The organism is Nitrospirales bacterium, assembly GCA_031315865.1.
GTDB lineage: Bacteria > Nitrospirota > Nitrospiria > Nitrospirales > UBA8639 > JAGQKC01.
The window spans coordinates 659,947-682,786 of the sequence record JALDRJ010000002.1 but is presented as its reverse complement, the minus strand read 5'-3'; the positions used below and the strand labels follow the sequence as shown (position 1 = coordinate 682,786).

Here is a 22,840-nt window from a genome sequence, read left to right as displayed (position 1 = left end):
ATGCCGAAGAAAGAACGGATCATCGTCGGCTTAGATATCGGAACGACCAAAATCTGTGCTGTGGTGGCTGAGGCAACGGATGACGAGACCTCAATCAACGTGATCGGCGTCGGTTCGAGTCTGTCTCGGGGTCTTCGAAAAGGGGTCGTGGTTGATATCGAGAGTACGGTGGAATCGATTAAAGAAGCGGTTGAAAAAGCCGAGCTCATGGCGGCGGTGCAAATCAATTCCGTGTATACCGGGATTGCGGGGAGTCACATCTCGAGTGAAAGCACCCATGGAGTCGTGGCGCTGAAAAAACGGGAAGTGTTGAATGGGGACATCACGCGTGTCATCGAGACCGCTCGTTGTGGAGCCGTCATTCCCGCTGACCGTCGCGTTCTCCATGTTCTGCCTCGTGAGTTTATCGTCGACGATCAAGAGGGTATCCGCGACCCGATTGGAATCGCCGGATCACGCTTGGAAGTCGATGTGCATATCGTCACCGGCGCGGTCACGTCTGCTCAGAACTTGGTCCGTTGTGTGAATCGTGCGGGCCTTGATGTTGCCGACATTATCCTGCAGCCATTGGCCTCCAGTGCGGCCGTCTTGTCCGCTGAGGAACAAGAACTTGGTGTGGTCATGGTTGATCTGGGAGGTGGAACGTCGGATGTGGCGATTTATGTTGATGGGAGCATCCGCCATTCCGCTGTCATTCCCATTGGAGGGAATCATCTCACCAGAGATCTGACACAGGTCCTTCGCACGTCTCATGCAGACGCCGAACGGATCAAAGTGCAGCATGGCGTTTCGCTATCAGAGCAGGTCGATCAGGAGGAGTCCATTGAAGTCCCGAGCGTGGGAGGAAGGCCTCCGCGGCTCGTTCCCCGTAGTTATGTCGCCGAGGTGCTTGAGCCTCGAGTTGAGGAGATGTTTGAACTGGTTCGAAGGGAAATTCGTCGCGCCGGGTATGATGGGTTGCTCGTGGCCGGTGGCGTCTTAACCGGTGGAACGTCGCTTCTCCCGGGGATGGCCGAGGCTGCAGAACGAATCTTGGACCTGCCTGTTCGGTGTGGAGGTCCGACAGGCATTAGCGGGTTGCAGGAAAAGGTCAGTAGTCCGACCTGCGCGACCGGGGTTGGATTGATCTTGCACGCCATTCGACATGAACATGGGATGTCGAGAATGGGCGTGGCCGCTGTCGGTTCCGGAGCAGGTATCTGGTCTTCAGTATTGGATCGGATGAAAGACCGGGTCATGAGCTTTTTCTGAGAACAAAAATTTCAGAGGAGAAAGGAGTCAGGGAGAACATTGAAGCGTTTGTCCGTTGAGAAAACCATACATGTCCAAGAATTCCATTACCGTTCGGTTGCTAAGCCTGGCGAAAGGAGGCCATCATGATTTCGTTATCAGAGGAAGAATCTTCTACCATTCGCATAAAAGTGATTGGAGTAGGTGGAGGAGGATGTAATGCAGTGAATACGATGATCTCTGCAGGACTCAATCGGGTTGAGTTCGTCGTCGCCAACACGGATGTTCAGGCTCTTGAAAAGTCTGAGGCCCCGTTCAAGATTCAACTCGGTCCCGAGCGGACTCGAGGGCTTGGCGCAGGTGCGCGACCGGATGTGGGAAAGGAGGCGGCACTGGAAAGCGAGGAGCAAATTCGTGACGCGCTCGAAAATGCCGAAATGGTGTTTGTGACAGCAGGCATGGGAGGCGGGACGGGAACTGGCGGAGCCCCAATCGCGGCCAAAATCGCTCGCGAGCTGGGCATTCTCACGGTTGGTGTGGTGACCAAACCGTTTCAGTACGAAGGTCATCGGCGAACAGCCTATGCCGAAGAAGGTCTGCGGGAATTAAAAAAGCACGTGGATTCCTTGCTCGTCATTCCCAATCAAAAACTATTGAATTTGGTGGATAAAAGTACGCCGCTCCTGGAAGCGTTCAAAGTGGCCGATGATGTGCTGCGACAAGCCATTCAGGGCATTTCGGACGTGATCACCACGCCCGGCTTTGTCAATGTGGACTTTGCCGATGTGAAGACCGTCATGAGTTATTCCGGTCGAGCCGTTATGGGGTTAGGTGTCGGCCGAGGCCCGAATCGTGCTAGTGAAGCAGCCAGACAGGCCATATCTAGCCAGCTGCTTGAAGATGGAAGTATTGCGGGAGCACGAGGCCTTCTCCTCAATATTTGTGGTGGGCCAAGCTTAACGCTTCATGAGGTTGACGAAGCTTCTTCGATCGCCAAGGAAGCGGCCGATCCGCAAGCGAACATCATCGTGGGCCAAGTGATCAATCCGAATGCTGGCGACGAAATCGTGGTCACGGTGATCGCGACAGGCTTTGAACAAAAGGATTCGGGGTTTGCTCGGCATCAGTTACGAGATCAGGCACGAGAAGCCGTTCGGGAATCTCCACCTCGCGAAGCGCCGTCCCTTGCCGTGAAGCCGGCCAGTGAGCCCCTCTTGGCGTCTGTTTCCTCCGAGTCGTCGTACCGGGATGAGGAATTGGATCGACCGACATTCATGAGACGCTACGTGCCTAGGCGTTCGACTCAAGAAAACGGCAATTTACTCGTCGATGAGGATTGGGAGATCCCTACTTATTATCGAAAGCCGTCTGATTCGTAGAGAGGCGGCCAGGGCACCATCCAGAGCAGAAGGACAAGGTCGCCGTGGAATCCCTTTCATTCCCTGAGCACATTCCTGCCGAGCGCGGCTTTGTCCATTTCTTCGGGACGCGACAAAGCCCCGCTCCGCTCATCAATACGGTCCGTGTGGGCCAGGTCACGGCTGTCCCTCCGGACTACCCCTGCGTGATTTCTCTCAAACAAGTCCATGGGACTGATGTGTTGGTGTGTGAGAATCCGGATGACCTGAAAACCGTTCATGGACTGGAAGGCGATGCGTTGGTGACGTCCTGTTCTGACGTCCTGCTGGTCGTTCGGACCGCCGATTGTGTTCCGGTTCTTATGGCCGATGTCGAACGGAACGCTGTCGCTGCGGTTCATGCTGGTTGGCGTGGTACGGTCGCGGGAATCGTTCGACAAACTATTAGGGTCATGACAGAGCAGTATGGGACAGAGCCAAGCAATCTTCGCGTGGCGATTGGCCCATCGATTGGGATGTGTTGCTTCGAAGTCGATCGGCCTGTCATTGACCCGATCAAGGAACAGTGGGCCGACGCCTGCGAGGTTTTGAAGCCGACATCTCCGACCCATGCGATGGTAGACTTGAAAAAACTTATTGGATATCAACTGATCGAGGCGGGGGTTTCCGCCGCGTCCATCAGTCAGAGCACGCATTGTACGAACTGCGATGCGACTCGCTACTTCTCGTACAGGAGAGAGGGGCGCGTGAACGGGACAATGAACAGTGGAATCATGATGCGGGCACATTGACTCGCTCGTGAAGTGACGCAATGTCGATTCAAGATTACAATAGGAGAAAACGGGCGTTTACGCCCTGGCTATCATGGAACAGACGAGTGTGCCGCCTTGTTCGATTGCCGATCGTCTTCGTCAGGTTTTAGGATCGATCGAAGCGGCGGCACGGCGCGTTGGACGAGACCCTCAGGGCGTTGGTCTTGTCGCGGCCACGAAGACCGTTACGGCCCAGCGAATGCGAGAGGCGCATGCCGCCGGCATTCGGGTGTTTGGGGAAAACCGACTTCAAGAAGCCCTGGAAAAACGTCGTGCGCTGGATGACCTCACGACCGGTTCCTGGCATTTTATCGGGCAAGTCCAACGTCGAAAGATTAAGGAGGTAGTTGGAGCGTTTGCCCTGATTCATTCCGTTGAAAGCCTTGAACAGGCTCGGTTGATGGACAAACGGGCCGGGGTGTTGGGGATTGTTCAGGCGGTTCTCATGGAAGTGAATGTTAGCGGGGAGTCCACAAAGGGAGGCTATTCCGTCGCTACGTTACTGCAGGCTCTGCCTGAACTCACTTCCATGCCGCATCTCAACGTGCTAGGGTTGATGACCATTCCGCCCTGGTCGGAAGATCCTGAGACGGCGAGACCTTATTTCAGGGAATTACGGGAGTTAGCGGTTCGTATCAAGTCTCAAGGCTTTGATCGGCTGAAGATGGAACACTTGTCCATGGGCATGTCGCATGATTACGTGATTGCCGTGGAAGAAGGGGCGACGCTCGTGCGGGTTGGGACATCGCTTTTCGGAGCACGCCGTACGTCTTAGAACATAAGGAAGGGATAATGGGGTATTTTTCTCAAGCCGCGATCTTTCTCATTGATCTCATATTCGGGCTCTATGTCCTGGCGATTCTGTTGCGTTTTCTCCTGCAACGGGCTGGCGCCGACTTTTACAATCCGATTTCTCAGTTGTTATACAGTCTTACGAATCCCGCGCTTCAACCGCTCCGTCGTCTTGTTCCTGCTGTGGGGGGGATTGATTGGGCTACCATCGTCCTGCTCTTCCTCGTGCAGGGCGCTGAACTCAGTTTAATCGCCTGGTTAGGCAGTGGCCATTTGCTGCCGTTGCCAGGACTTCTGATTTTAACCCTTGCCTCATTGCTGAAGCTTGCCATCTACATCTATATTTTTCTGCTGATCATTCAGGTGGTGATCAGTTGGATTAATCCCGGGGCGTATAACCCCATTACCGGATTGATGTACCAGGTCACGGAACCGCTCCTGCGGCCGGCCAGACGTCTGGTCCCTCCTGCCGGCGGTTTTGACTGGTCAGTGTTGGTCGTTTTGGTGTGTTTACAATTAGCGTTGATCTTACTTGTCTCTCCCATTGAAGACTTAGGGTATCGATTATCCAGCAGTATGCCTCAAATCCTTTAAAGGGAATGGACCTGTTCCCAAGCAATGGGAGGCGAGTATTCTTGCATGGCATTGTCTGATCGCAATAAGGAATGATCCTTCGCTTTTCCTATTCTGCCGCTGGTAAAATACTGATCGTTGCGACCCAGATCATCATCATACTGCACTGCAGTCCTGGACCTGTGTGAATCGGTTCCGGGAATGCACTGAGAGAATTTATCATGAAAATTACCCCGCTCGACATTCAACATAAAGTCTTTGACGCACAATTTCGAGGGTATGAAAAACGGCAGGTCGATCAGTTCCTTGAAGAAGTCGCTGAAACCGTCGAAAATCTCACTCGTGAAAATACGGTGCTGAAAGAAAAAGTGGCGTCCAAAGAAGAAGAACTGGGAAACCTCAAAAAGACCGAAAACACGTTAACCAGTACGTTGCTGTCCACGCAGACATTCGTGGAGCAGTTGAAGCGTGGGGCTGAACGTGATGCGGAACTCATCGTCAAGGAAGCCGAGCTCAAGGCTGAAGAGATTTTAGCGCAAAGCCGGAGCGATCTCATGGAACTCAGGCGAATGATCGCTGACCTTCGTCGTCAACGAGCGCTCGTCCTGGAACGATTACGTTCGACGCTTGGCGCGTTTCATCGCTTGATTGAAGTGGAAGAAAACGCCGATCCAATCCCCGATGTCGTCGAAGAAACGACGTTTACTGCCGATCAGGAAAGTTTGCCGGAAGTCTAGCTGCCAGCTCAGGGTTACGTCCCGCCTCATGTCCGATGGACACGACCAATCCAATCACAGGGGCATTACAACAAGGCATTCGTGACCGGGTATTTCCTGGCGCCGTGTTGTTGGTCAGGTGTGCAGGGGAGGTTCGATATCATCAGGCTGTGGGGTCCCATTCCCCCATTCTTCCCTTACGTCCCGCCAATCGTGAAACCGTTTATGATTTAGCGTCATTAACTAAACCCTTAGCGACGGGCACGGGCATCTTGTGTCTGGTGCAGGATGGCCGGCTGGATCTAGAAGAGTCCATCGGAACCATACTCACAGAATTACGGGGGACGCTCATTGCTCGAGCGACTGTACGGGATATCTTGTGTCATCGATCAGGATTGCCCGGGTATCGGCCCTATTATCAATCCGTCATTGGAGCAGGAAGAGAAACGTCTCGCCAGCCTATGTTGGCGTTCATCGGGAAAGAGCCTTTGGAATATGAACCAAGAACAAAAAGCCTCTACAGCGACTTGGGGTTCATGCTTCTCGGGTTTGCGATCGAACGGCGAACAGAACAGTCCTTAAAGCGGTATTGTGAGGAGCGTATCTTTGGCCCATTGCGAGCGTATCCGCTAGCCTATCGCGAAGTTTTATCTGTCGATGCTGATCACACATCCCCTATTGCGCCCACGGAGCAGGATCCTTGGCGTGGCCGTCTCTTGCAGGGAGAAGTGCACGACGAAAACGCCTATGTGCTGGGAGGTGTGGCAGGTCACGCGGGGCTGTTCGGGACGGCGCTCGCGGTAAGTTCGATTACACAGGCGTGGCTAAACGCCTATCATGGACGTGAGTCACTGCTGGATTCCCAACTCGTCCGTCAATTTGTCTCGCGGCAAGCAATGCCATGCGATTCGAGTTGGGCTTTGGGCTGGGATACGCCGTCGTCTCCCTCCTCGTCAGGAAAATATTTTTCAGCTTCGTCTTTTGGGCATCTGGGTTTCACCGGGACATCCATCTGGATCGATCCCGAAGCTGAGTTGGAAGTCATTCTGCTCACCAATCGCGTACATCCGACTCGTGAGAACAACAACATTCGTGAATTCCGTCCCATGATTCATGATGTGGTGTATGAAAAAATTATTGATGGTTAATGTAGGTATGAAGATTGAAAAAACAGGCCATCGGTCATGATAATCAAATCTTTACTTGCATGAAAATCGGCTGTAGTTAAAGGGTCTTATACGCTAGTGACTATGCCCTCCTTCGTGTGTATGCCCATGGTCGAGTTCTTCTTTTGTCGCTTCTCTGACGCTGAGGATTTGTATGTCGAAATTTAACGTGATGCCGGCAAGGGGATGATTGCTGTCGATCGTCACGTCGTCCCCGTCGACTTTCGTCACCATAATATTCTGCGTACTGCCGTCAGGGGCTTTGGCTTGAAACGTCATTCCGGCTTCAAGTTTCTCAATGCCTTCGAAGGCCTTCCGTTCAATAATCTTGATCAGGTCAGGATTGACATCGCCATAGCCTTCTGATGGCTCGATTCGCACTCGCAAAGACTCTCCTTCAGTCTTGCCAACCAGGGCTTTTTCTAATCCAGGGATGATATTCCCTGCTCCATGTAAATACGCGAGTGGTTTCGAGCCTTCTGAGGTATCGATGACGGTGCCTTTATCGTCCGTCAATTTGTAGTGCATGCTGACCACTGAACGCTCTCCGATTGTTAATGTCATGGGTGCTCCTTTCTTTTGCCTTTTATGTCATGAACAACTATTTGTTGAGGCTCATGGTTTTACGAATGTCTTCATGAATCCCGTTCATCTTAACCGAATAGGAAGGGGAAGATACATCAGAAGGCTTTCGTGTCACCGGAACATGCAGGAAGAACTCAACATCTCAGTGTGATGAGGACCAATGTGATGGTCTGGGAGGAGTCCTGTCTGTAAATCTAATGGATTTGTAGTATAATAGGGTCAGATTGTGTCGATGGCGAGGGGGCGTGCGTTCTTCGTCATCGGGTTCCCTCCATGTTAACTGATCGTCATGTCTTCCTCTAAATCAACGCTTTCTTCGAAGTTTTCCTTGTCTCATGAGTCGCAGGAGTTGGAATCTCAGGTTGCCGAACAGTTGTCTGCCGTAGGGACTGAAAATATGCATCAGACTGATCATACGGTGTCTCCACAAGGAGGCTCAGGGAAAACACGGCCTCCCACGCTCTTTGTTATTTTTGGCGCACAGGGGGATTTGACCAAACGAAAACTGATTCCCGCTCTGTACAACTTGGCGGCAAGCCACCACCTGCCTCAGGAATTCGCGGTTCTTGGCGTGGATGGGATTGAGATGGACACGGAAGATTTCCGCCAAAAAATTTGCCGAGATATCCAAGAGCTTTCCATGACCCCGATCGACGCGAGCATCAGGGAGTGGCTTATTGATCGATTGCATTACCTCACCGGCGATTTTCAAAAGCCTCAAACCTACATGAATCTCAAGAAAGTCTTAAAGGAGTTGAATGTACGGTACGGGACTCGCGGGAACTATCTGTACTACATGGCCACCTCACCGGCATTTTTTGGGGAAATCGTGCAGTATCTGGGAGGCCATGGCCTTGTGAGGCAGGAAAATAATTGTTCTCGACGCATCGTCATCGAAAAGCCGTTTGGACATGATCTGGAATCAGCCCGGTCCTTAAATCGCGAGCTACGTAGTGTGCTCGAGGAGAATCAGATTTATCGAATCGATCACTATTTGGGAAAAGAAACAGTCCAGAATATCTTAGTGTTCCGGTTTGCCAATGGTATTTTTGAACCGGTTTGGAATCGCCAGTACGTTGATCATGTGCAAATCACGGTGGCAGAAACGTTAGGGGTTGAGCATCGCGGTCTCTATTACGATAAAGCTGGAGCGTTGCGGGACATGGTTCCGAACCATCTCTTGCAGATTTTGGCTTTTGTGGCGATGGAACCACCCAACGCATTCGACCCAAATGCGGTTCGCGATGAAAAAGCGAAGCTTCTTCGCGCTATTCAGCCAATGGATCCGGTGGATGTCCTGCAATCGACGGTGGCGGGACAATACGAGTCTGGTGTCATTCAAGGAAATCACTGCCGGCCCTACCGTTCGGAAGAGAATGTTTCGCCCACCTCATTGCGAGAAACGTATGCGGCCATGACGCTGTTCATCGAAAGCTGGCGTTGGGAAGGCGTGCCATTTTACTTGCGCACAGGCAAGCGAATGAATAAGCGTTTGACGGAGGTGGTCATTCAGTTCAAATCTGTGCCATTGATGCTGTTTCGCAAGACGCCGGTGGATCATTTGACCCCCAACATGCTGGTGATCCGTATTCAGCCAGACGAGGGCATTGCCTTGAGTTTTGGGGCGAAAATTCCTGGGCCCCAAGTCCAAGTCGGGAATGTGGATATGAATTTTCAATATTCCAAGTACTTTGGAGATGCTCCCAGTACGGGATATGAAACGCTGCTGCATGATGTTATGGCCGGAGATGCGACCCTGTTTGAGAGAAGCGACAACGTTGAATTAGGATGGAGTGTCGTGGATCCTGTATTGAAAGTCTGGGACAGTCTCGGGACACATGCTATACATCCCTATCCTGCCGGATCCTGGGGACCGCCTGAAGCTGATGTCTTATTGGCAAAGGATGGTCGAAAGTGGAGAAATCACGAATAATTGGCTCCCATCTTCAAGTTATCTCAATACCCACCAAACAGAATTAACAAGTTTCTAGGACAGTCATGGAGTTAATGATCTGGGTCACCGCTTCCTGATTCTGTCTGTACGTGTGGGAACTGCTGCCGGTAAAACTGATATTCCACGTGTCTTTGCCGCAGAGGATTCTCACACGACTGCCGTATCCCTGCGCACCTTGATCAAGGTCATGAAATTCGATTGCTGGGTGTCCGGCAATCCTCGTTTTTTTGATTGCTCCGTAGGATTGAACCATGCCTCGTTGTTGCGCTTCATGGAGAAAGTGCTTTCGCTCTTCGATCAGGTAGTCTGGAGTAGGGGCTGTCAGGAAACGCTCTTTGGCGATCATGACACGGAAGGCCGGTAGATTGAGCAGCACATCAAGGGCCACGACCGAGACTTGCGTGTTGCCCATACCTTGTAATTGTTGGTTGAGCATGTGTTGGATTTTTCTTGTACTGGTGGAATTCATCAGCTTTAAGTGCGAAGGATATTGAAACGAGAGTCCATTGTTCTTAAAGTCGAGGAACCCACTTTCGCCAAAACTTCCGGTCGTGAGTCCCAAGGTCACTAGCATGAGTGTCATGGCGGATATCGTGAGAGACAACAGTTGTTTGATGATCATCGTAAATCAATCATTCGAAACATAATGGATGAAGAGTGTGAAGGCGCTGGTGATCGTGGAAGGCAATCGAAGTTGATGCTCGATTATGAATCAGGATAATCAATCCAAGATTCTTTTTCCGCCAGGTATCGTTGACCTTTAAAGTTTACTCTGGTTCGAATTTTGGTGAATCCAAATTCTTGCAATTTCGCGACAACATCAGCAATGGCGGCGTGAACCGTTTGGTGTGTGTCGCTCTCCACCGTTAAGGCTTCGTACATCACACTCGTTGTGTAGCCTCGATCCACCCGTTTGACCGGCATGAGGCGGTTAAAATAGCGTTCACTGGGATCCGTTCCCTCTAGTTGGTGTTTTTCAACGACGGCATTGCGCACTCGGAATGACAAGGGCAGTGTGCTCATTCAGGGGAAGCTCCTTATATGGGTGCAGAACGTTCTCAGTCCCAAGCAATCGTATCGTGAGCGTCATTATATGAATGAATGGACAGACTCGCAAGTTGTATGTGGCTCTCTGTATGATACACTTTTCTTCGGTTGACTTCCCCAAGAAGCAACACTTACCCTTTCAACAGTAGAAGCAAGCCTGGCACGCTATTCATGTAAGCGTTGGGAATGCCAAATGGACCGTGTATCGATCTCAGATGGAATTCCGATCAACATTCCCAACAGTCTGACAGTTCTGAGAATTCTCTTGGTTCCCGTGTTTGTGGGCCTCTTGGTCTATGAACATTATGATCACGCTCTTCTGGTTCTCATCATCGCAGCCATTACCGATGGGTTAGATGGAGCCATCGCCCGGATGGCCAACCAGCAGACCCGGATCGGAGCCTATCTCGACCCGCTTGCGGACAAACTCTTGTTAATGTCGTCATTCCTGACATTAGCCATATTACATTTAGTCCCGGTCTGGGCCGTGATCATGGTTGTGAGTCGTGATGTGATTCTTTTGTCGGGTACGCTTCTGGCCCGCCTAACGGAATCTTCGATCGACATCACGCCGACGGCGCTCGGAAAAGGAACGACGCTCGTGCAATTTGTGTACATCACGATGGTGGTCTTGATGACGACGGGGTATGTCCAAGACCACACCATTCAACCTGTTTTGGGGCTGATGGCGACGCTGACGGTCGCGTCGGGGACTCATTACCTCTATCGAGGCATCAAGAGCCTCAATTATCAGGACTAGAAACAGAGACAACCATGGTACGAGAGCGCATGGGACAACGATTGTTAGAGGCTCGATTAATTTCTGAGGAGCAAGTCCGTGCGGCATTGCAGGTTCAAGAGGTCAGTGGAAGTCGACTCGGGAGTATTCTCGTCGAAATGGGAGCGGTGTCTGAATCCACATTATTGCAGTTCTTGAGTCAGCAATATGGCGTGTCAACGATCGATTTATCGACCTGTCAGGTCGATGCTGAGCTTTTGAGGTTCATTCCTGTCGAGATAGCCAAAAAGTATACGGTCATTCCTGTGCGGAAGACGGAGTCGCGGCTCATATTGGCGATGGTGGACCCGTCCAATACGAGTGTCCTCGATGAGATTAAATTTCTTGTTGGGGTCCACGTCGTCCCGGTCGTGGCCATGGAGTCAGATATTCTGTCAGCGATTCACCGCCTGTATCAGCAGGATACTGGTCCACATGAACGCAGGAGAGCAGTCCGGGAGCAACGTTCGTCTCAAGTGGCTTCAGCTTCTACCTCAGAGCGACAGACTCAATCCGGCAAAGGCTATGTGCGCGTGAGTGAGAATCCTTCCTTTTCATTCCCTGAGCTTCAGGCATGTCTGGAAGAAGTCACCTCATCCTTGCCTGTAGGAGAGGAGGCCGAAAGAGGATCGGATGGTGGAGAAGATCGAGCACCTGTCGTTCATCTGGTCAATCGCCTGATTGAGCAGGCGCGTCAATCCGAGGCGAGCGATGTGCATATCGAACCGTACGTGGATTTTGTTCGAGTGCGATTCCGGCTAGATGGTGTGTTGCGCACGGTAATGCATCTCCCCAAAAGCGTGCAACGGGCGATCGTGGCTCGCATCAAAATCATGTCCCGTTTGAATATTGCAGAACAGCGACTTCCTCAGGATGGTCGCATGAGAGCGAAGAGTGAAGGCATTCGCGATTGTGATATCCGAGTGTCCATTCTTCCCTGTGTTTACGGAGAGAAGGTGGTGCTGAGGATTCTGGACCGTTCTTGCCTCAATCTGGACCTGACGCAACTCGGTTTTGATGCAGCTGGTCTTTCGAAAGTGATGACGACGCTGGAAGTGCCACATGGGATGGTGCTGGTCACGGGCCCAACCGGCAGCGGAAAGACGACGACATTATATTCAGCACTTCAGTTTTTGAATTCTCCCGGCGTGAATATCGTGACCGTTGAGGACCCCGTCGAATATCAAATTCCGGGGATTAACCAATTGCAGACCAAGGACGATATTGGTCTATCGTTCGCCGCGGGTCTTCGTTCATTCCTCAGGCAAGATCCCGATGTGATCATGGTTGGAGAAATTCGTGATCGTGAAACGGCAAGTATTGCGGTCCAAGCCGCATTGACCGGTCACCGCGTGTTTTCGACGCTCCATACGACCGATGCCATACGCGCCGTGACACGATTACTGGACATGGGTATCGAGCCATTTCTCGTCTCATCGGCTCTATCGCTTGTCATCGCCCAACGCTTGATTCGTAAAATTTGCGAAGAATGTCGTGAACCCGATTCAATTTCCATCCATCAACTGACGACGTTAGGGTTTTCCAGAGAAGCAGCCGTTGAAGTGACGCCGATGAGAGGGGCCGGCTGTCCGCAGTGTCAGGGCACGGGATTTAAAGGGAGAATCCCGTTATTTGAAATCCTCTCTTTTTCTGATGAACTGCACGACAAAATTCTCCAACGAGCGCCGGTCTATGAGATCAAGGCCTGCGCACGTCGTTCGAGTTTCAACTCTTTGCGTGCGAGCGGTCTGCAAAAGATCAAGCTCGGTGTGACCACTGTTGATGAAGTATTGGCTGTGACGTCTGCCGATGAGTAGCGGCAGAGGAGTGGGGATTGTATGCGGACCTTGCAAGAATTTTGTCAGTCGGTGACGGAACGCTCCGGGTCTGATCTCCATCTTACCGTCGGAAGCTGTCCACGTATTCGGCAGGATGGACGTTTACAGCTCCTCTCAGACGTACCGCTTTCGCGTGAAGAGATTCAATGTATGGTTGAGGAACTGTTGACTCCGCAACAGCAGCTTGAGCTTTCTGCTGTGAAAGAACTCGATTGTTCAATGACATTGGAGCATATCGGACGGTTTCGATGTCATGTCTATCAGCAACAGGGAGCTATCGCCTTGGCGTTACGGGTGATTCCGCGGCAACCTCCTTCCTTTGAGGAATTAGCGCTTCCTCCGGTACTCGCCGAGTTGATCGATCGGCCCCAGGGCCTTGTCCTGGTCGTCGGCCCGACAGGGAGTGGGAAAAGCACGACGCTGTCCGCGATGATCGATGAGATCAACTCAAGACGAGCTGCCCACATCGTTACGATTGAAGATCCCATTGAATTTTCGTACGTCCCCAAGAAAGCTCTTATCACACAACGAGAAATCGGCGAAGACGCACGAGATTTTTCTTCAGCTTTAAAAGGTGTCTTGCGTCAAGATCCGGATGTTGTCTGTCTTGGAGAACTGCGAGATTTTGACACGATTCATTCCGCGTTGACTATCGCAGAGACTGGTCACCTGACCTTAGCAACCGTTCATACGAATTCAGCCGTCCAGACCATTAATCGATTGATTGCGGCGCATCCTCCCCATCAACATGACGAAGTTCGAGCACAACTTTCCATGGTATTGGCGGGAATTATTTCTCAACGATTAGTCCCGAACGCGGGGGGCAAGGGGCGTGTGTTGGCCGTGGAAGTGATGATTCCTACTCCCGCCATTCGTAATTTAATTCGCGAAGACAAGATTCATCAGATCTATTCAATAATGCAAACAGGGCAGGCGAAACATGGCATGCAGACCATGAACCAGGCGCTGGCCGATCTCTGTCGGCAGGGGTTGATTACTTCTCAGGTCGCCATCGCGTCGACACCCCAGCCAGAAGAATTGATGCGTATTCTGGACCGGAATCGTGGAGAGCGGGGGGCGACTCGCCTGACGCATGTACGGTTACGTTAACGCATGGGACGGGTCACTATTTTCATGTGTGTTCTTCAAGTATTTTTCGCTGTTGTTGGTAGATAAAATGGCTGTATTCGTCTACACCGGAAAAACCTTGAGAGGACAAGTGTTGCAGGGTGAAGTTGCCGCGGATACCGAGAAATTAGCGGTTTCTCTCTTACGAAAGCGTCACATACTGGTTACACGCATTGAAGAAAAGTGCAACGGGTTGCTGAATGGAGGCAATTGGCTGAAAACGTTGCGTGCTCCAAGAGTCAAAAGCCAAGAGCTCTTAGCGTTCACCCAACAACTTGCCACGATGCTCAAAGCCGGTATTCCGCTTCTTGAATGCCTTTCCATGCTCGAACATCATTCTGAGAGTTCGGCGCTTCGACCGATCCTTGCCGGGGTTCGACAAGAAATAGAAAGAGGGGTTGGGTTTGCGGAAGCCCTCAAAAAACATCCGTCTGTATTTAACGAATTTTACGTCAATATGATCGAAGTGGGAGAGGCTACCGGTCTGATGGATTCCATCTTGAATCGACTCGGGACGTATATAGAGCGGCAAGCGACCATGAAGGGTAAGGTGTTGTCAGCTTTGGCATACCCGGCGACTTTGTTAGGAGTTGCGATTTTGGTCTTTCTCTTCATGCTTATCTGGGTTGTCCCGTTGTTTGATCAGATGTTTGCGGAGTTAGGAGATGCGTTGCCGTGGCTGACTCAATTCGTATTGGATGTGAGCGTTTGGATGCAGTCGTATGCTCATATCATCGGCACGGTGGTACTGTCGTTGATTATTGTTGGCGTACGATTGGGACATACCAGTCAAGGAAAACATGTGATTGATCAGTTACTCTTCAACTTTCCCCTCGTCCAGAGAGTGGTTAGGGCCTCGACGGTGGTTCAATTTACCCGTACACTCGGAATGCTGTTGAACAGCGGGGTTTCGATTCTCGATGGCTTGCTAATATCCGGGAAGGTTTCAGGCAATAGAATCGTCGAGGAGGCCATCAAGGAGGTTCGTCTACGGATTCGTGAAGGGGAAACCATCGCGAAACCTCTGGCTAGGAGCCACGTGTTCCCGCCCATGGTCACACAGATGATTCACGTAGGAGAGACAACCGGTGCGCTTGATACGCTCTTAGAGCAAATCGCCAATTTTTATGAGCAAGAGTTGAATCGAACGGTGGCGATCTTTACCTCGATGTTGGAGCCTGCGGTGATTCTGTTCATCGGTCTGGGAATCGGTGTCTTGGTCGTTGCGATGTACCTCCCACTCTTCACGATGGGTTCGCTCATTTAACCCGAGAAAATCGATCACACTTGCGAGTGGGTTATGACTGCGTCAGCACTTGATGAAGTACGAGTAAGCGCTCCAGCAAAACTGAATCTTATCCTTAAAATTCTCGGACGTTTGCCGAACGGGTATCATGAATTATGGTCGATCATGCATACGGTCGACTTTTTTGACTATCTGACCATTCAACGCAATCCATCTTCAACGAGCATTCGATTAACCTGTCAGCTTGATAGTTTATCTGTCGGGGAAGACAACCTGGTCTATCGAGCCGCAGCGAGGGTTTTAGAGAAAGCTCATCTTGTTATTGGCGTCGATATTCACCTTGAAAAGCATATCCCTATGGGGGCCGGATTGGGCGGAGGGAGTAGCGATGCGGCCGCCACGATTTTGGGACTCGTTCAGCTCTTGGGGTTAGGGTGGTCGCGCCAGGAAATGGCTAATGTTGGTGGAGAGATCGGCAGTGACGTGCCATTCTTTTTTTATGCACCACAGGCTTGTATCCGTGGTTGGGGAGAAATCGTCGAGCCCGTCACGATGACCGGGAATCGTTGGGTTCTGTTGGTGAATCCGGGGTTCCCTATTGAGACGGGATGGGCATATCAACGAGTGGCAGAATCGAGAACTCGCGTACCTTCATTGCCTCCTGAATTGCAACAAGTCCAGCAGGAACAAACTCTGGATTTTGGTGAGCTCATGCCGTTGATGAAAAACGATTTTGAAACGGCCTTGTTTCCAGCGATTCCACGATTAGCGGAGATCAAGCAACAGTTATACGATTTAGGGGCGGACGTTGCACTGCTATCTGGAAGCGGATCGACGCTCTTCGGTCTTTTCGCTGACCAAGCGGGAGCACTTCGGGCCGGGAAGACGTTAGAGGAAAACCCTCAAATAACCGTGTATTGTGTCAAGACCAGTTCGGTAGGTCTTGCAATAATGTGAATTTTGATCAAAATACACAAAAGTTCCCAGGCAGACCTCCTCTAGAGCATTTTGCGAATGGCAAGTTGACAACAAGGGGAACACGGAATTAGCTTAGAGAGTTTTGCGATGTGTTTGGGAGAATTTGCGGGTACGTAAGGTTAAAACGGAGTCTCGCGACGATCTGTAGGTAAAGCATGTCTAAGGTTCTGAAATTATTCACCGGCAATTCGAATACCGCTTTGGCCAAGGAAATTTCTACCTACGTTGGCCAGGAGTTGAGTGACGCGACGGTGACCACCTTCAGTGACGGCGAAATCCGCGTCAGAATTGAAGAGAATGTGCGAGGAGCCGATGTCTTCCTCATTCAATCCTGTTGTGCTCCGGTCAATACGTCAATCATGGAATTGTTGATCATGCTTGATGCGGTGAAACGTTCTTCGGCTTCTAGAATCACGGCGGTGATTCCTTATTATGGGTATGGCCGGCAAGACCGAAAAGATCAGCCGCGGGTGCCAATCAGTGCAAAGCTCATGGCCGATTTACTCACCGTCGCCGGTGCTCAGCGGATTCTAACGATGGACCTGCATGCCGGGCCCATTCAAGGGTTCTTTAATATTCCGGTCGATCACCTCTATGCCACGCCGGTATTGTTAGAGCACTTTAGCAAAGAGTGTTATGAGGATGTTGTCGTGGTTTCTCCCGATGCCGGCGGTGTGGAACGAGCCCGAGCATTCGCCAAGCGACTGGATGCAGCTCTGGCGATTATCGATAAGCGGCGAGAAGCTGCCAATCAAGCTGAAGTCATGAATATCATCGGTGAAGTAAAAGGTAAGCATGTCCTTCTTCTGGACGATATGATCGATACGGCAGGAACGATCGTTCAAACGGCCCAGGCCTGTATCGATAATGGCGCGTTGAGCGCCATTGCCGGATGTACACATGCGGTCTTGTCGGGGCCGGCACTCGAACGGTTACAGAATTCGAGTCTTCGTGAAATAATCGTGACGAATACCATTCCACTCGACGGCCGAGATCAGCAATGTTCGAAGCTTCGAGCGCTGTCGGTGGCTCCGCTCTTAGGAGAAGCGATATTACGCATTCATCATGAAGAATCTGTGACGTCGTTGTTTGTCTAAACACCATTAACTTGATATTTGTCAGGATGAGTCTAGATATACGAACGCAGATGCAGGGATGAATCCCTTTGGGCAGGGAAAGCGCGAGATAGAAGTACGATTGATTATTTTGAATGAGTCTAAAGTGAGGGACAGCCAATGAAATTTGAGGTGACCGTCGAAAGGCGAGAAAAGTTTGGTAAAGGGCCAGCACGTGAGTTACGTCGTAATGGGAAAATTCCTGCTGTGTTATATGGAGGAGGCACGTCTTTATTGATTTCGATGGACCCGAAAGACGCCAGGCACGTGATCCTCTCGCAGGCTGGCCACACGGGTCTCATAACCGTCCATCTCACGGGAGATGGTAAGCCAGAGCAGCGTGTAGCTGTTATGCAAGATTATCAAATTGATCCTGTAGCCGGAACGCTTCTGCATGTTGATCTTTTTGAAGTGTCGATGGACAAACCACTTCGCGTAAAAGTTCCGGTCACGACGGTCGGGGCGACGCCGATTGGCGTCAAAGAAGGTGGTGTGCTGCAAAATGTGCTTCGGGAGCTTCATATCGAATGTCTGCCAGCCCAGCTGCCGGATCATATCGAAGTGGACGCAGAAAACTTGCAAATCGGGGAAGCGGTATACGTAAAAGATCTTGTGGTTCCAGAGGGTGTAAAAGTCATGGATGATGTAGAGCTTATGGTCACCCATGTCGTCACCAAGATGTCTGAAGCGAAACTTGAAGCGCTCCTCGCCCGGGAGACAGCGGAGGCCGCCTCTACTGATCCAAAAGCTGCTGATAAGGGAGAAGCCACTGCGGCTGGTGATGGTAAGGGCGAGAGCAAGGGCAAGGAGGATAAAAAGTAGTCGTTGCTCCGAATTATTGGTCTTGGCAATCCAGGCCCTGGGTATTCGTCGACTCGTCATAATATTGGACGAATGGCCGTCGAGTATCTTGCTGAAAAGCAGCACATCTCGCTGAGTCTTAGCTTTCAGGCCTATCAGGGAATGGGGATAATCGGTGGCAAACCCGTTCATCTTATCTTGCCTCAAACATGGATGAACCAAATGGGCGTAGTCGTTGGGGAACTGGTTCGTCATGCCGCTCTCGAGACCCGCGAGCTGGTTATTGTGTATGACGATTTGGATTTACCTTTTGGGACATTGCGCTTTAAGACGCGAGGCGGGGCTGGAGGTCATAATGGCATACGGTCTCTTTTGTCAGGCTTAGAAACCGATGAGTTTAGCCGTTTGAAAATTGGTATCGACCGCCCTCCTACTGGCGTTGAGGTGGTGGATTATGTGCTTACTCCATTTTCTTCCGCGGAATGCTCGGAGTTGCCCAAAATTTTCGAACGAACGGCCGATGCTCTGGAGACGCTCGCTCGTGACGGCGTTGAGCAAGCTATGAATCAGTTTCATACTCGGCGGAATCCAGGGGACATTGCCTGAGATAACCCTGTGACTCGAGGGGCGTGAAAGTGTCAGGGAGAAAATCTCCATAACTTATTGGTTTGACACTTTCTTTTTACCTGTGATACCGTCCATTTCTTGTCCTTCCAACTTGACGAAACTATCTAAGCGATTCGGTTGAGGATTACTTTATGAAGATTTATGAGTCAGTCTGTATTCTTTCTCCGTCACTGCCTGATGACGACGTTTCGAAATTAATCGAAAAAATTTCTGAAACCATTGTACGAGCTGAAGCTTCCGTCCTTCATGTGATCAATGAAGGGAAAAAGAAATTGGCTTATGATGTTCAGCATGAACGACGAGGAACCTATCTAATCATACAATTTCAGGGAAAAGGTAATGCCGTTAATGAATTAGAGCGTTTCCATCGTATGGAAGATGGAATTATGAAATTCTTGACAGTGGAAATTCAACCAGAGTTGTTGAAATCAGCGGGCGAAAAAGTTGAGAAGGCCGAAGTAGGAGCGGGATCAGCAGATGGTCGGGTTCAATAAGGTCATTCTTATTGGGAATCTTACGAGAAATCCCGAGTTGCGATATACCCCTAGTGGGACGCCAGTCGTCAATTTTCCTTTAGCGGTCAATCGGCGTTATCGTCAGGCCGACGAACCTAAGGAAGAAGTTTGTTATATTGACGTCGTTGTTTTTGGACGTCAGGCCGAACATTGCGGCCAATATTTGAGCAAGGGCGATGGGGCGATCGTGGATGGACGCCTTCAACAACGTCGTTGGGAAACCGAAGATGGGCAAAAGCGTAGCAAGCATGAAATCGTGGCTCAAAATGTCACATTCTTGCCAAAACGTAGTCCACAGCAAGGGGTTGGAGAGACGGATCCTGGAGAAGACCATCATTCGTACGAATCGGAATATTATTCCTAGAGACTAAATGAGGAGAATCTATTAGTGGAACGTGGACGATTATTTCAACGACGACGCCTCTGTCGATTTTGCCACGATAGCACCCCGCTGGATTACAAGGACGTAGGGTTACTTAGAAATTTCTTAACAGAGCGTGGTCGTATTATTCCACGACGAACGTCTGGAAATTGCTTGCGACACCAGCGGCGTTTAACGGTTGCGATCAAGCGAGCGAGGCAGATTGCGTTGCTTTCGTTCGCTGAAGAACGATAGAGGCCTCGCTCCTCGATGATAGTAGACTCATACCTCTGTCGGGGAGTTAGACGTTGGGAGTCGTGATGATGGCTAAAAAACATCTCGCGCCTACACCGAATTCCTTAAAATTTCGGGTTCAGGATGTTCCTGAAGACGGTTTTCATTTATCCTGTGATGTCACTCAGGAAGATCTCGAACTAACCGCGGATGAAGGACGTATACTCGATGCCTTGCATGTAGATTGCGACGTGCAGAAGGGGACTGATGGGATCGGTGTAAAGGGTACATTGTCGGGGACGATGATACGTCAATGCGTACGATGTTTAAGTGAATATGAAGACCAAATCGTTCTCCCTTGTGTAGGGATTTTCCAGGACGCCTCCATCGCGTCGGAACCGAACGTGGACGTGAACGCACTCGATGAAGAATTAGTGGATATTGGGCTTGAACATCTCGACGATGTGTATACGTATCGTGACCATCACATTACATTATGTGAAATGTTACGTGAACAGTGTATACTGAATACCCCAATTCAAAAAATTTGTCAGCCTGAATGTCGAGGATTATGCGAACGTTGTGGTATAAACCGCAATCATGCATCATGTACCTGCGATGAGGTTGTACAGTTTTCCCCCATGATGACGGCCTTACGGCAATTCAAAGAAACTCTTTAATACGTGCAAGTAGAATGGCTGTTTAGTACAGAGCGACCACTCCCTCAGATAGGAAGGTACATGTCCAATGGCGAATCCCAAACATAAAATCTCACGTGCTCGCCGTGATAAGCGGCGAGGTCAAATTAAGCTGACACCCCCGAATCTTTCTCTCTGCCCACAATGCCATGAACCAAAGCTGCCCCATACGACATGCTTGAATTGCGGAACATACAAGGGAATGGCCATCATTGCAGTGGAAGAGGGATAAGACGTAGATCTTCCCATCTTGTGACCCACCGAATTTCACAAGGACTATGAAAATTGCACTCGACGCGATGGGGGGAGACCACGGATTAGCCCCACTCGTTGATGGTGCGATACAAGCCGCCAAAGAGCTTGGTGACCAAATCATTTTGGTTGGAGACCAGGAGAAGATTCACGCTCATCTTGATACCATCAAGGGGAGGAAATCTTCGTTAGAAGTCTGTCATGCATCACAAGCAGTCGGCATGCATGAACTTCCCGCCTCTATTGCACGGAAAAAACGAGATTCTTCAATCTGGGTCGCGACTAACCTCGTGAAAATGGGTGAAGCCCAAGCCGTCGTAAGTGCTGGTAATACCGGTGCGACGATGGTGTCAGCGGTGTTTTTGCTGAGTAAAATTCCAGGTGTGGAACGTCCGGCTATCGCGGCGAGTCTTCCAACACGTCAAGGAAATGCAGTGATGTTAGATGTCGGTGCGACGGTAGACTGCACGGCTGAACAGTTGTATCAGTTTGGGATAATGGGGAATGAGTATGGGAAGTATGTATTGGACTTGGAGAAGCCGAGAGTCGGAATCTTAAGCATTGGAGAAGAGGATACCAAGGGCAACGAAGTCACAAAAGAAGCATTCCGTCTGTTGAAAAACAGTCCGATTAATTTCATCGGTAACATTGAAGGGCGTGACGTCTATAGCGGCAATGCCGATGTGATCGTGTGTGACGGGTTTCTGGGAAACGTGGCTTTGAAGATTTCTGAGGGTCTTGCTGACGCCATTAAGAAAATGTTGATGAAAGAAATCGCTCAATCGCGTCTTGGACGCATGACCTATCTGTTTATCGCCGGTCCATTGCTTCGATTGCGTCGGAGGACTGACTATGCGGAATTTGGCGGAGCGCCGTTACTCGGAGTAAACGGGATCAGCATGATTTGTCATGGACGTTCATCGGCCAAAGCGATTAAAAATGCGATATGCCGAGCTCACAAACTAGCTGATGGCGGGTTCGTCGAGCAGCTACGTGCCGATATAGCAGAAGGTCTGAAGGTTTCCACACCGGAAAATTCACCAATAGCACAGTCATGAATAGCCAAATTCTTGGGACGGGTTCATACGTTCCTGCCCGTATTCTGACGAATGCGGACCTCGAAAAAATGGTGGATACGTCTGATTCATGGATTGTGGAGCGAACCGGCATTCGTGAACGCCGACTAGTTGAAAAAGAGGAAGCCTGTTCCGATTTGGCTTCGCATGCGGCACGTCATGCCTTAAAACAAGCGGGGATAGAGGCGTCTCAGGTCGATCTGATTATCGTGGCGACCTGTACCGGAGATGCTCCCCTTCCCTCAACGGCTTGTTTCGTGCAGCACAAGATCGGAGCGACTCGAGCCGCGGCATTTGACCTGAACGCAGCCTGTTGTGGATTTGTCTACGCTCTGGCTCTGGCTGATTCGTATGTGAGAACAGGCATGAAATATGTGCTTGTTATTGGAGCCGAAGTCATGTCCTCGATTACGGATTGGACAGACCGTAATACCTGTGTCTTGTTTGGCGATGGCGCAGGCGCGGTCGTGGTCGGGGAATCGGAAGGCACCAGCCACGTTGAATCCATTCATCTGCATGCGAATGGGGAGCATGCGGAATTAATAGAGGTTCCCGGTGGCGGATCGCGTTATCCTGCATCGGAAGACACCATGAAGCAAAAGCTGCAGTTTGTCAAAATGAAAGGGAACGAAACATTTAAGGTGGCGGTCAAAACGATGGAAGAAGCCGTCAGGGAAGTCTTAGCGTTCAATCAACGAACGATAGCGGATGTTAACGTTTTTGTCCCGCATCAAGCCAACATCCGGATTCTGAAAGCCGTGGCCCAACGACTGAAGTTCCCAATCGAAAAAACTGTCGTGAATCTTGATCGATTCGGAAACACGTCTGCGGCATCGATTCCTTTAGCGCTGGATGAAGCCGTTCGAACAGGGAAAATTCATACTGGTAGTCTGGTCTTGTTGGCCGCTTTTGGCGCAGGACTGACGTGGGCTTCCGCGCTGATCCGCTGGTAACGGATCA

Annotated in this window: 25 protein-coding genes and 1 pseudogene; 23 read left to right on the top strand and 3 right to left on the bottom strand. The window is 50.6% G+C overall.

The genetic code is table 11. The annotated features are described in order from the left end of the window. The 7 genes and pseudogenes from ftsA to MRJ96_03250 all read left to right on the top strand — a co-directional run bounded on the left by ftsA (position 1) and on the right by MRJ96_03250 (position 6,629). Positions 1 to 1,251 carry a cell division protein FtsA gene (gene ftsA, locus MRJ96_03280; protein MDR4500460.1) on the top strand — a complete coding sequence of 417 codons (1,251 nt, stop codon included), beginning with the start codon at positions 1 to 3 and terminating at the stop codon, positions 1,249 to 1,251. Positions 1,252 to 1,376: 125 nt separating this feature from the next. Continuing rightward, positions 1,377 to 2,330 (top strand): annotated as a pseudogene (gene ftsZ, locus MRJ96_03275) (cell division protein FtsZ). Between the two features lie 323 nt (positions 2,331 to 2,653). Next, the gene (pgeF, locus tag MRJ96_03270) at positions 2,654 to 3,379 is read left to right on the top strand and encodes a peptidoglycan editing factor PgeF (GenBank protein MDR4500459.1); all 726 of its coding nucleotides are present in this window, start codon (positions 2,654 to 2,656) and stop codon (positions 3,377 to 3,379) included. A gap of 73 nt (positions 3,380 to 3,452) precedes the next feature. Beyond that, positions 3,453 to 4,175, top strand: a complete 723-nt coding sequence (locus tag MRJ96_03265) for a YggS family pyridoxal phosphate-dependent enzyme (GenBank protein MDR4500458.1) — start codon at positions 3,453 to 3,455, stop codon at positions 4,173 to 4,175. Between the two features lie 17 nt (positions 4,176 to 4,192). Then, a complete protein-coding gene (locus tag MRJ96_03260) occupies positions 4,193 to 4,786 on the top strand; it encodes a YggT family protein (protein ID MDR4500457.1) in 594 nt (197 codons plus the stop codon). Positions 4,787 to 4,986: 200 nt separating this feature from the next. Further along, positions 4,987 to 5,502: a DivIVA domain-containing protein gene (locus tag MRJ96_03255; protein ID MDR4500456.1), complete on the top strand. Its 516-nt coding sequence runs from the start codon at positions 4,987 to 4,989 to the stop codon at positions 5,500 to 5,502. A 35-nt stretch (positions 5,503 to 5,537) separates the two neighbouring features. After that, positions 5,538 to 6,629, top strand: a complete 1,092-nt coding sequence (locus MRJ96_03250) for a serine hydrolase (GenBank protein MDR4500455.1) — start codon at positions 5,538 to 5,540, stop codon at positions 6,627 to 6,629. Between the two features lie 93 nt (positions 6,630 to 6,722). On the opposite strand, the gene MRJ96_03245 is transcribed toward MRJ96_03250, so the two are convergent. Then, complete coding sequence (locus MRJ96_03245; GenBank protein MDR4500454.1) at positions 6,723 to 7,211, bottom strand: peptidylprolyl isomerase; 489 nt, start codon at positions 7,209 to 7,211, stop codon at positions 6,723 to 6,725. Positions 7,212 to 7,521: 310 nt separating this feature from the next. On the opposite strand from MRJ96_03245, the gene zwf reads away from it, so the two are divergent. After that, positions 7,522 to 9,165, top strand: coding sequence for a glucose-6-phosphate dehydrogenase (zwf, locus tag MRJ96_03240; protein ID MDR4500453.1), 1,644 nt, complete (start codon positions 7,522 to 7,524; stop codon positions 9,163 to 9,165). Between the two features lie 43 nt (positions 9,166 to 9,208). Here zwf and MRJ96_03235 read toward each other — a convergent pair whose 3' ends face one another. Both MRJ96_03235 and MRJ96_03230 read right to left on the bottom strand, forming a co-directional pair. Continuing rightward, positions 9,209 to 9,808 carry a hypothetical protein gene (locus MRJ96_03235; GenBank protein ID MDR4500452.1) on the bottom strand — a complete coding sequence of 200 codons (600 nt, stop codon included), beginning with the start codon at positions 9,806 to 9,808 and terminating at the stop codon, positions 9,209 to 9,211. Between the two features lie 83 nt (positions 9,809 to 9,891). After that, the gene (locus MRJ96_03230) at positions 9,892 to 10,209 is read right to left on the bottom strand and encodes a hypothetical protein (GenBank protein ID MDR4500451.1); all 318 of its coding nucleotides are present in this window, start codon (positions 10,207 to 10,209) and stop codon (positions 9,892 to 9,894) included. A gap of 217 nt (positions 10,210 to 10,426) precedes the next feature. On the opposite strand from MRJ96_03230, the gene MRJ96_03225 reads away from it, so the two are divergent. From MRJ96_03225 to MRJ96_03155, 15 genes are all read left to right on the top strand, one after another. After that, complete coding sequence (locus tag MRJ96_03225) at positions 10,427 to 10,993, top strand: CDP-alcohol phosphatidyltransferase family protein (protein ID MDR4500450.1); 567 nt, start codon at positions 10,427 to 10,429, stop codon at positions 10,991 to 10,993. 29 nt (positions 10,994 to 11,022) lie between these two features. Continuing rightward, positions 11,023 to 12,828: a Flp pilus assembly complex ATPase component TadA gene (gene tadA / locus MRJ96_03220; GenBank protein ID MDR4500449.1), complete on the top strand. Its 1,806-nt coding sequence runs from the start codon at positions 11,023 to 11,025 to the stop codon at positions 12,826 to 12,828. 21 nt (positions 12,829 to 12,849) lie between these two features. Continuing rightward, on the top strand, positions 12,850 to 13,959 hold the full coding sequence (locus tag MRJ96_03215; protein ID MDR4500448.1) for a type IV pilus twitching motility protein PilT: 1,110 nt from the start codon (positions 12,850 to 12,852) through the stop codon (positions 13,957 to 13,959). 67 nt (positions 13,960 to 14,026) lie between these two features. After that, a complete protein-coding gene (locus MRJ96_03210; protein MDR4500447.1) occupies positions 14,027 to 15,244 on the top strand; it encodes a type II secretion system F family protein in 1,218 nt (405 codons plus the stop codon). A 33-nt stretch (positions 15,245 to 15,277) separates the two neighbouring features. After that, a complete protein-coding gene (gene ispE / locus MRJ96_03205) occupies positions 15,278 to 16,180 on the top strand; it encodes a 4-(cytidine 5'-diphospho)-2-C-methyl-D-erythritol kinase (GenBank protein MDR4500446.1) in 903 nt (300 codons plus the stop codon). Between the two features lie 176 nt (positions 16,181 to 16,356). Beyond that, positions 16,357 to 17,298 (top strand): ribose-phosphate pyrophosphokinase, encoded by a 942-nt coding sequence (locus tag MRJ96_03200; GenBank protein ID MDR4500445.1) that lies wholly within the window; start codon positions 16,357 to 16,359, stop codon positions 17,296 to 17,298. Between the two features lie 138 nt (positions 17,299 to 17,436). Further along, positions 17,437 to 18,138 (top strand): 50S ribosomal protein L25, encoded by a 702-nt coding sequence (locus tag MRJ96_03195; GenBank protein MDR4500444.1) that lies wholly within the window; start codon positions 17,437 to 17,439, stop codon positions 18,136 to 18,138. A 3-nt stretch (positions 18,139 to 18,141) separates the two neighbouring features. Beyond that, positions 18,142 to 18,723, top strand: coding sequence for an aminoacyl-tRNA hydrolase (gene pth / locus MRJ96_03190; protein ID MDR4500443.1), 582 nt, complete (start codon positions 18,142 to 18,144; stop codon positions 18,721 to 18,723). A 152-nt stretch (positions 18,724 to 18,875) separates the two neighbouring features. Continuing rightward, positions 18,876 to 19,238 (top strand): 30S ribosomal protein S6, encoded by a 363-nt coding sequence (gene rpsF / locus MRJ96_03185; protein ID MDR4500442.1) that lies wholly within the window; start codon positions 18,876 to 18,878, stop codon positions 19,236 to 19,238. Further along, a complete protein-coding gene (locus tag MRJ96_03180) occupies positions 19,222 to 19,623 on the top strand; it encodes a single-stranded DNA-binding protein (GenBank protein MDR4500441.1) in 402 nt (133 codons plus the stop codon). Before rpsF ends, MRJ96_03180 begins: the two co-directional genes overlap by 17 nt. Before the next feature lie 24 nt (positions 19,624 to 19,647). Then, complete coding sequence (gene rpsR / locus MRJ96_03175) at positions 19,648 to 19,875, top strand: 30S ribosomal protein S18 (protein MDR4500440.1); 228 nt, start codon at positions 19,648 to 19,650, stop codon at positions 19,873 to 19,875. Between the two features lie 65 nt (positions 19,876 to 19,940). Beyond that, positions 19,941 to 20,534: a DUF177 domain-containing protein gene (locus tag MRJ96_03170; GenBank protein MDR4500439.1), complete on the top strand. Its 594-nt coding sequence runs from the start codon at positions 19,941 to 19,943 to the stop codon at positions 20,532 to 20,534. A gap of 67 nt (positions 20,535 to 20,601) precedes the next feature. Then, entirely contained in the window at positions 20,602 to 20,784 is a 183-nt protein-coding gene (gene rpmF / locus MRJ96_03165) for a 50S ribosomal protein L32 (GenBank protein ID MDR4500438.1), read from the top strand. A gap of 46 nt (positions 20,785 to 20,830) precedes the next feature. Beyond that, positions 20,831 to 21,862 (top strand): phosphate acyltransferase PlsX, encoded by a 1,032-nt coding sequence (plsX, locus tag MRJ96_03160; GenBank protein MDR4500437.1) that lies wholly within the window; start codon positions 20,831 to 20,833, stop codon positions 21,860 to 21,862. After that, a complete protein-coding gene (locus MRJ96_03155) occupies positions 21,859 to 22,833 on the top strand; it encodes a ketoacyl-ACP synthase III (protein MDR4500436.1) in 975 nt (324 codons plus the stop codon). The genes plsX and MRJ96_03155 overlap by 4 nt, the downstream gene beginning before the upstream one ends. Positions 22,834 to 22,840: the final 7 nt, after the last annotated feature.

Coding starts and splice junctions, on each gene's coding strand:
- ftsA (MDR4500460.1), top strand. CDS start 1: ATGCCGAAGAAAGAACGGATCATCGTCGGCTTAGATATCGGAACGACC.
- MRJ96_03265 (MDR4500458.1), top strand. CDS start 3,453: ATGGAACAGACGAGTGTGCCGCCTTGTTCGATTGCCGATCGTCTTCGT.
- MRJ96_03260 (MDR4500457.1), top strand. CDS start 4,193: ATGGGGTATTTTTCTCAAGCCGCGATCTTTCTCATTGATCTCATATTC.
- MRJ96_03255 (MDR4500456.1), top strand. CDS start 4,987: ATGAAAATTACCCCGCTCGACATTCAACATAAAGTCTTTGACGCACAA.
- MRJ96_03250 (MDR4500455.1), top strand. CDS start 5,538: ATGGACACGACCAATCCAATCACAGGGGCATTACAACAAGGCATTCGT.
- MRJ96_03245 (MDR4500454.1), bottom strand. CDS start 7,211: ATGACATTAACAATCGGAGAGCGTTCAGTGGTCAGCATGCACTACAAA.
- zwf (MDR4500453.1), top strand. CDS start 7,522: ATGTCTTCCTCTAAATCAACGCTTTCTTCGAAGTTTTCCTTGTCTCAT.
- MRJ96_03235 (MDR4500452.1), bottom strand. CDS start 9,808: ATGATCATCAAACAACTGTTGTCTCTCACGATATCCGCCATGACACTC.
- MRJ96_03230 (MDR4500451.1), bottom strand. CDS start 10,209: ATGAGCACACTGCCCTTGTCATTCCGAGTGCGCAATGCCGTCGTTGAA.
- MRJ96_03225 (MDR4500450.1), top strand. CDS start 10,427: ATGGACCGTGTATCGATCTCAGATGGAATTCCGATCAACATTCCCAAC.
- tadA (MDR4500449.1), top strand. CDS start 11,023: ATGGGACAACGATTGTTAGAGGCTCGATTAATTTCTGAGGAGCAAGTC.
- MRJ96_03215 (MDR4500448.1), top strand. CDS start 12,850: ATGCGGACCTTGCAAGAATTTTGTCAGTCGGTGACGGAACGCTCCGGG.
- MRJ96_03210 (MDR4500447.1), top strand. CDS start 14,027: ATGGCTGTATTCGTCTACACCGGAAAAACCTTGAGAGGACAAGTGTTG.
- ispE (MDR4500446.1), top strand. CDS start 15,278: ATGACTGCGTCAGCACTTGATGAAGTACGAGTAAGCGCTCCAGCAAAA.
- MRJ96_03200 (MDR4500445.1), top strand. CDS start 16,357: ATGTCTAAGGTTCTGAAATTATTCACCGGCAATTCGAATACCGCTTTG.
- MRJ96_03195 (MDR4500444.1), top strand. CDS start 17,437: ATGAAATTTGAGGTGACCGTCGAAAGGCGAGAAAAGTTTGGTAAAGGG.
- rpsF (MDR4500442.1), top strand. CDS start 18,876: ATGAAGATTTATGAGTCAGTCTGTATTCTTTCTCCGTCACTGCCTGAT.
- MRJ96_03180 (MDR4500441.1), top strand. CDS start 19,222: ATGGTCGGGTTCAATAAGGTCATTCTTATTGGGAATCTTACGAGAAAT.
- MRJ96_03170 (MDR4500439.1), top strand. CDS start 19,941: ATGATGGCTAAAAAACATCTCGCGCCTACACCGAATTCCTTAAAATTT.
- rpmF (MDR4500438.1), top strand. CDS start 20,602: ATGGCGAATCCCAAACATAAAATCTCACGTGCTCGCCGTGATAAGCGG.
- plsX (MDR4500437.1), top strand. CDS start 20,831: ATGAAAATTGCACTCGACGCGATGGGGGGAGACCACGGATTAGCCCCA.
- MRJ96_03155 (MDR4500436.1), top strand. CDS start 21,859: ATGAATAGCCAAATTCTTGGGACGGGTTCATACGTTCCTGCCCGTATT.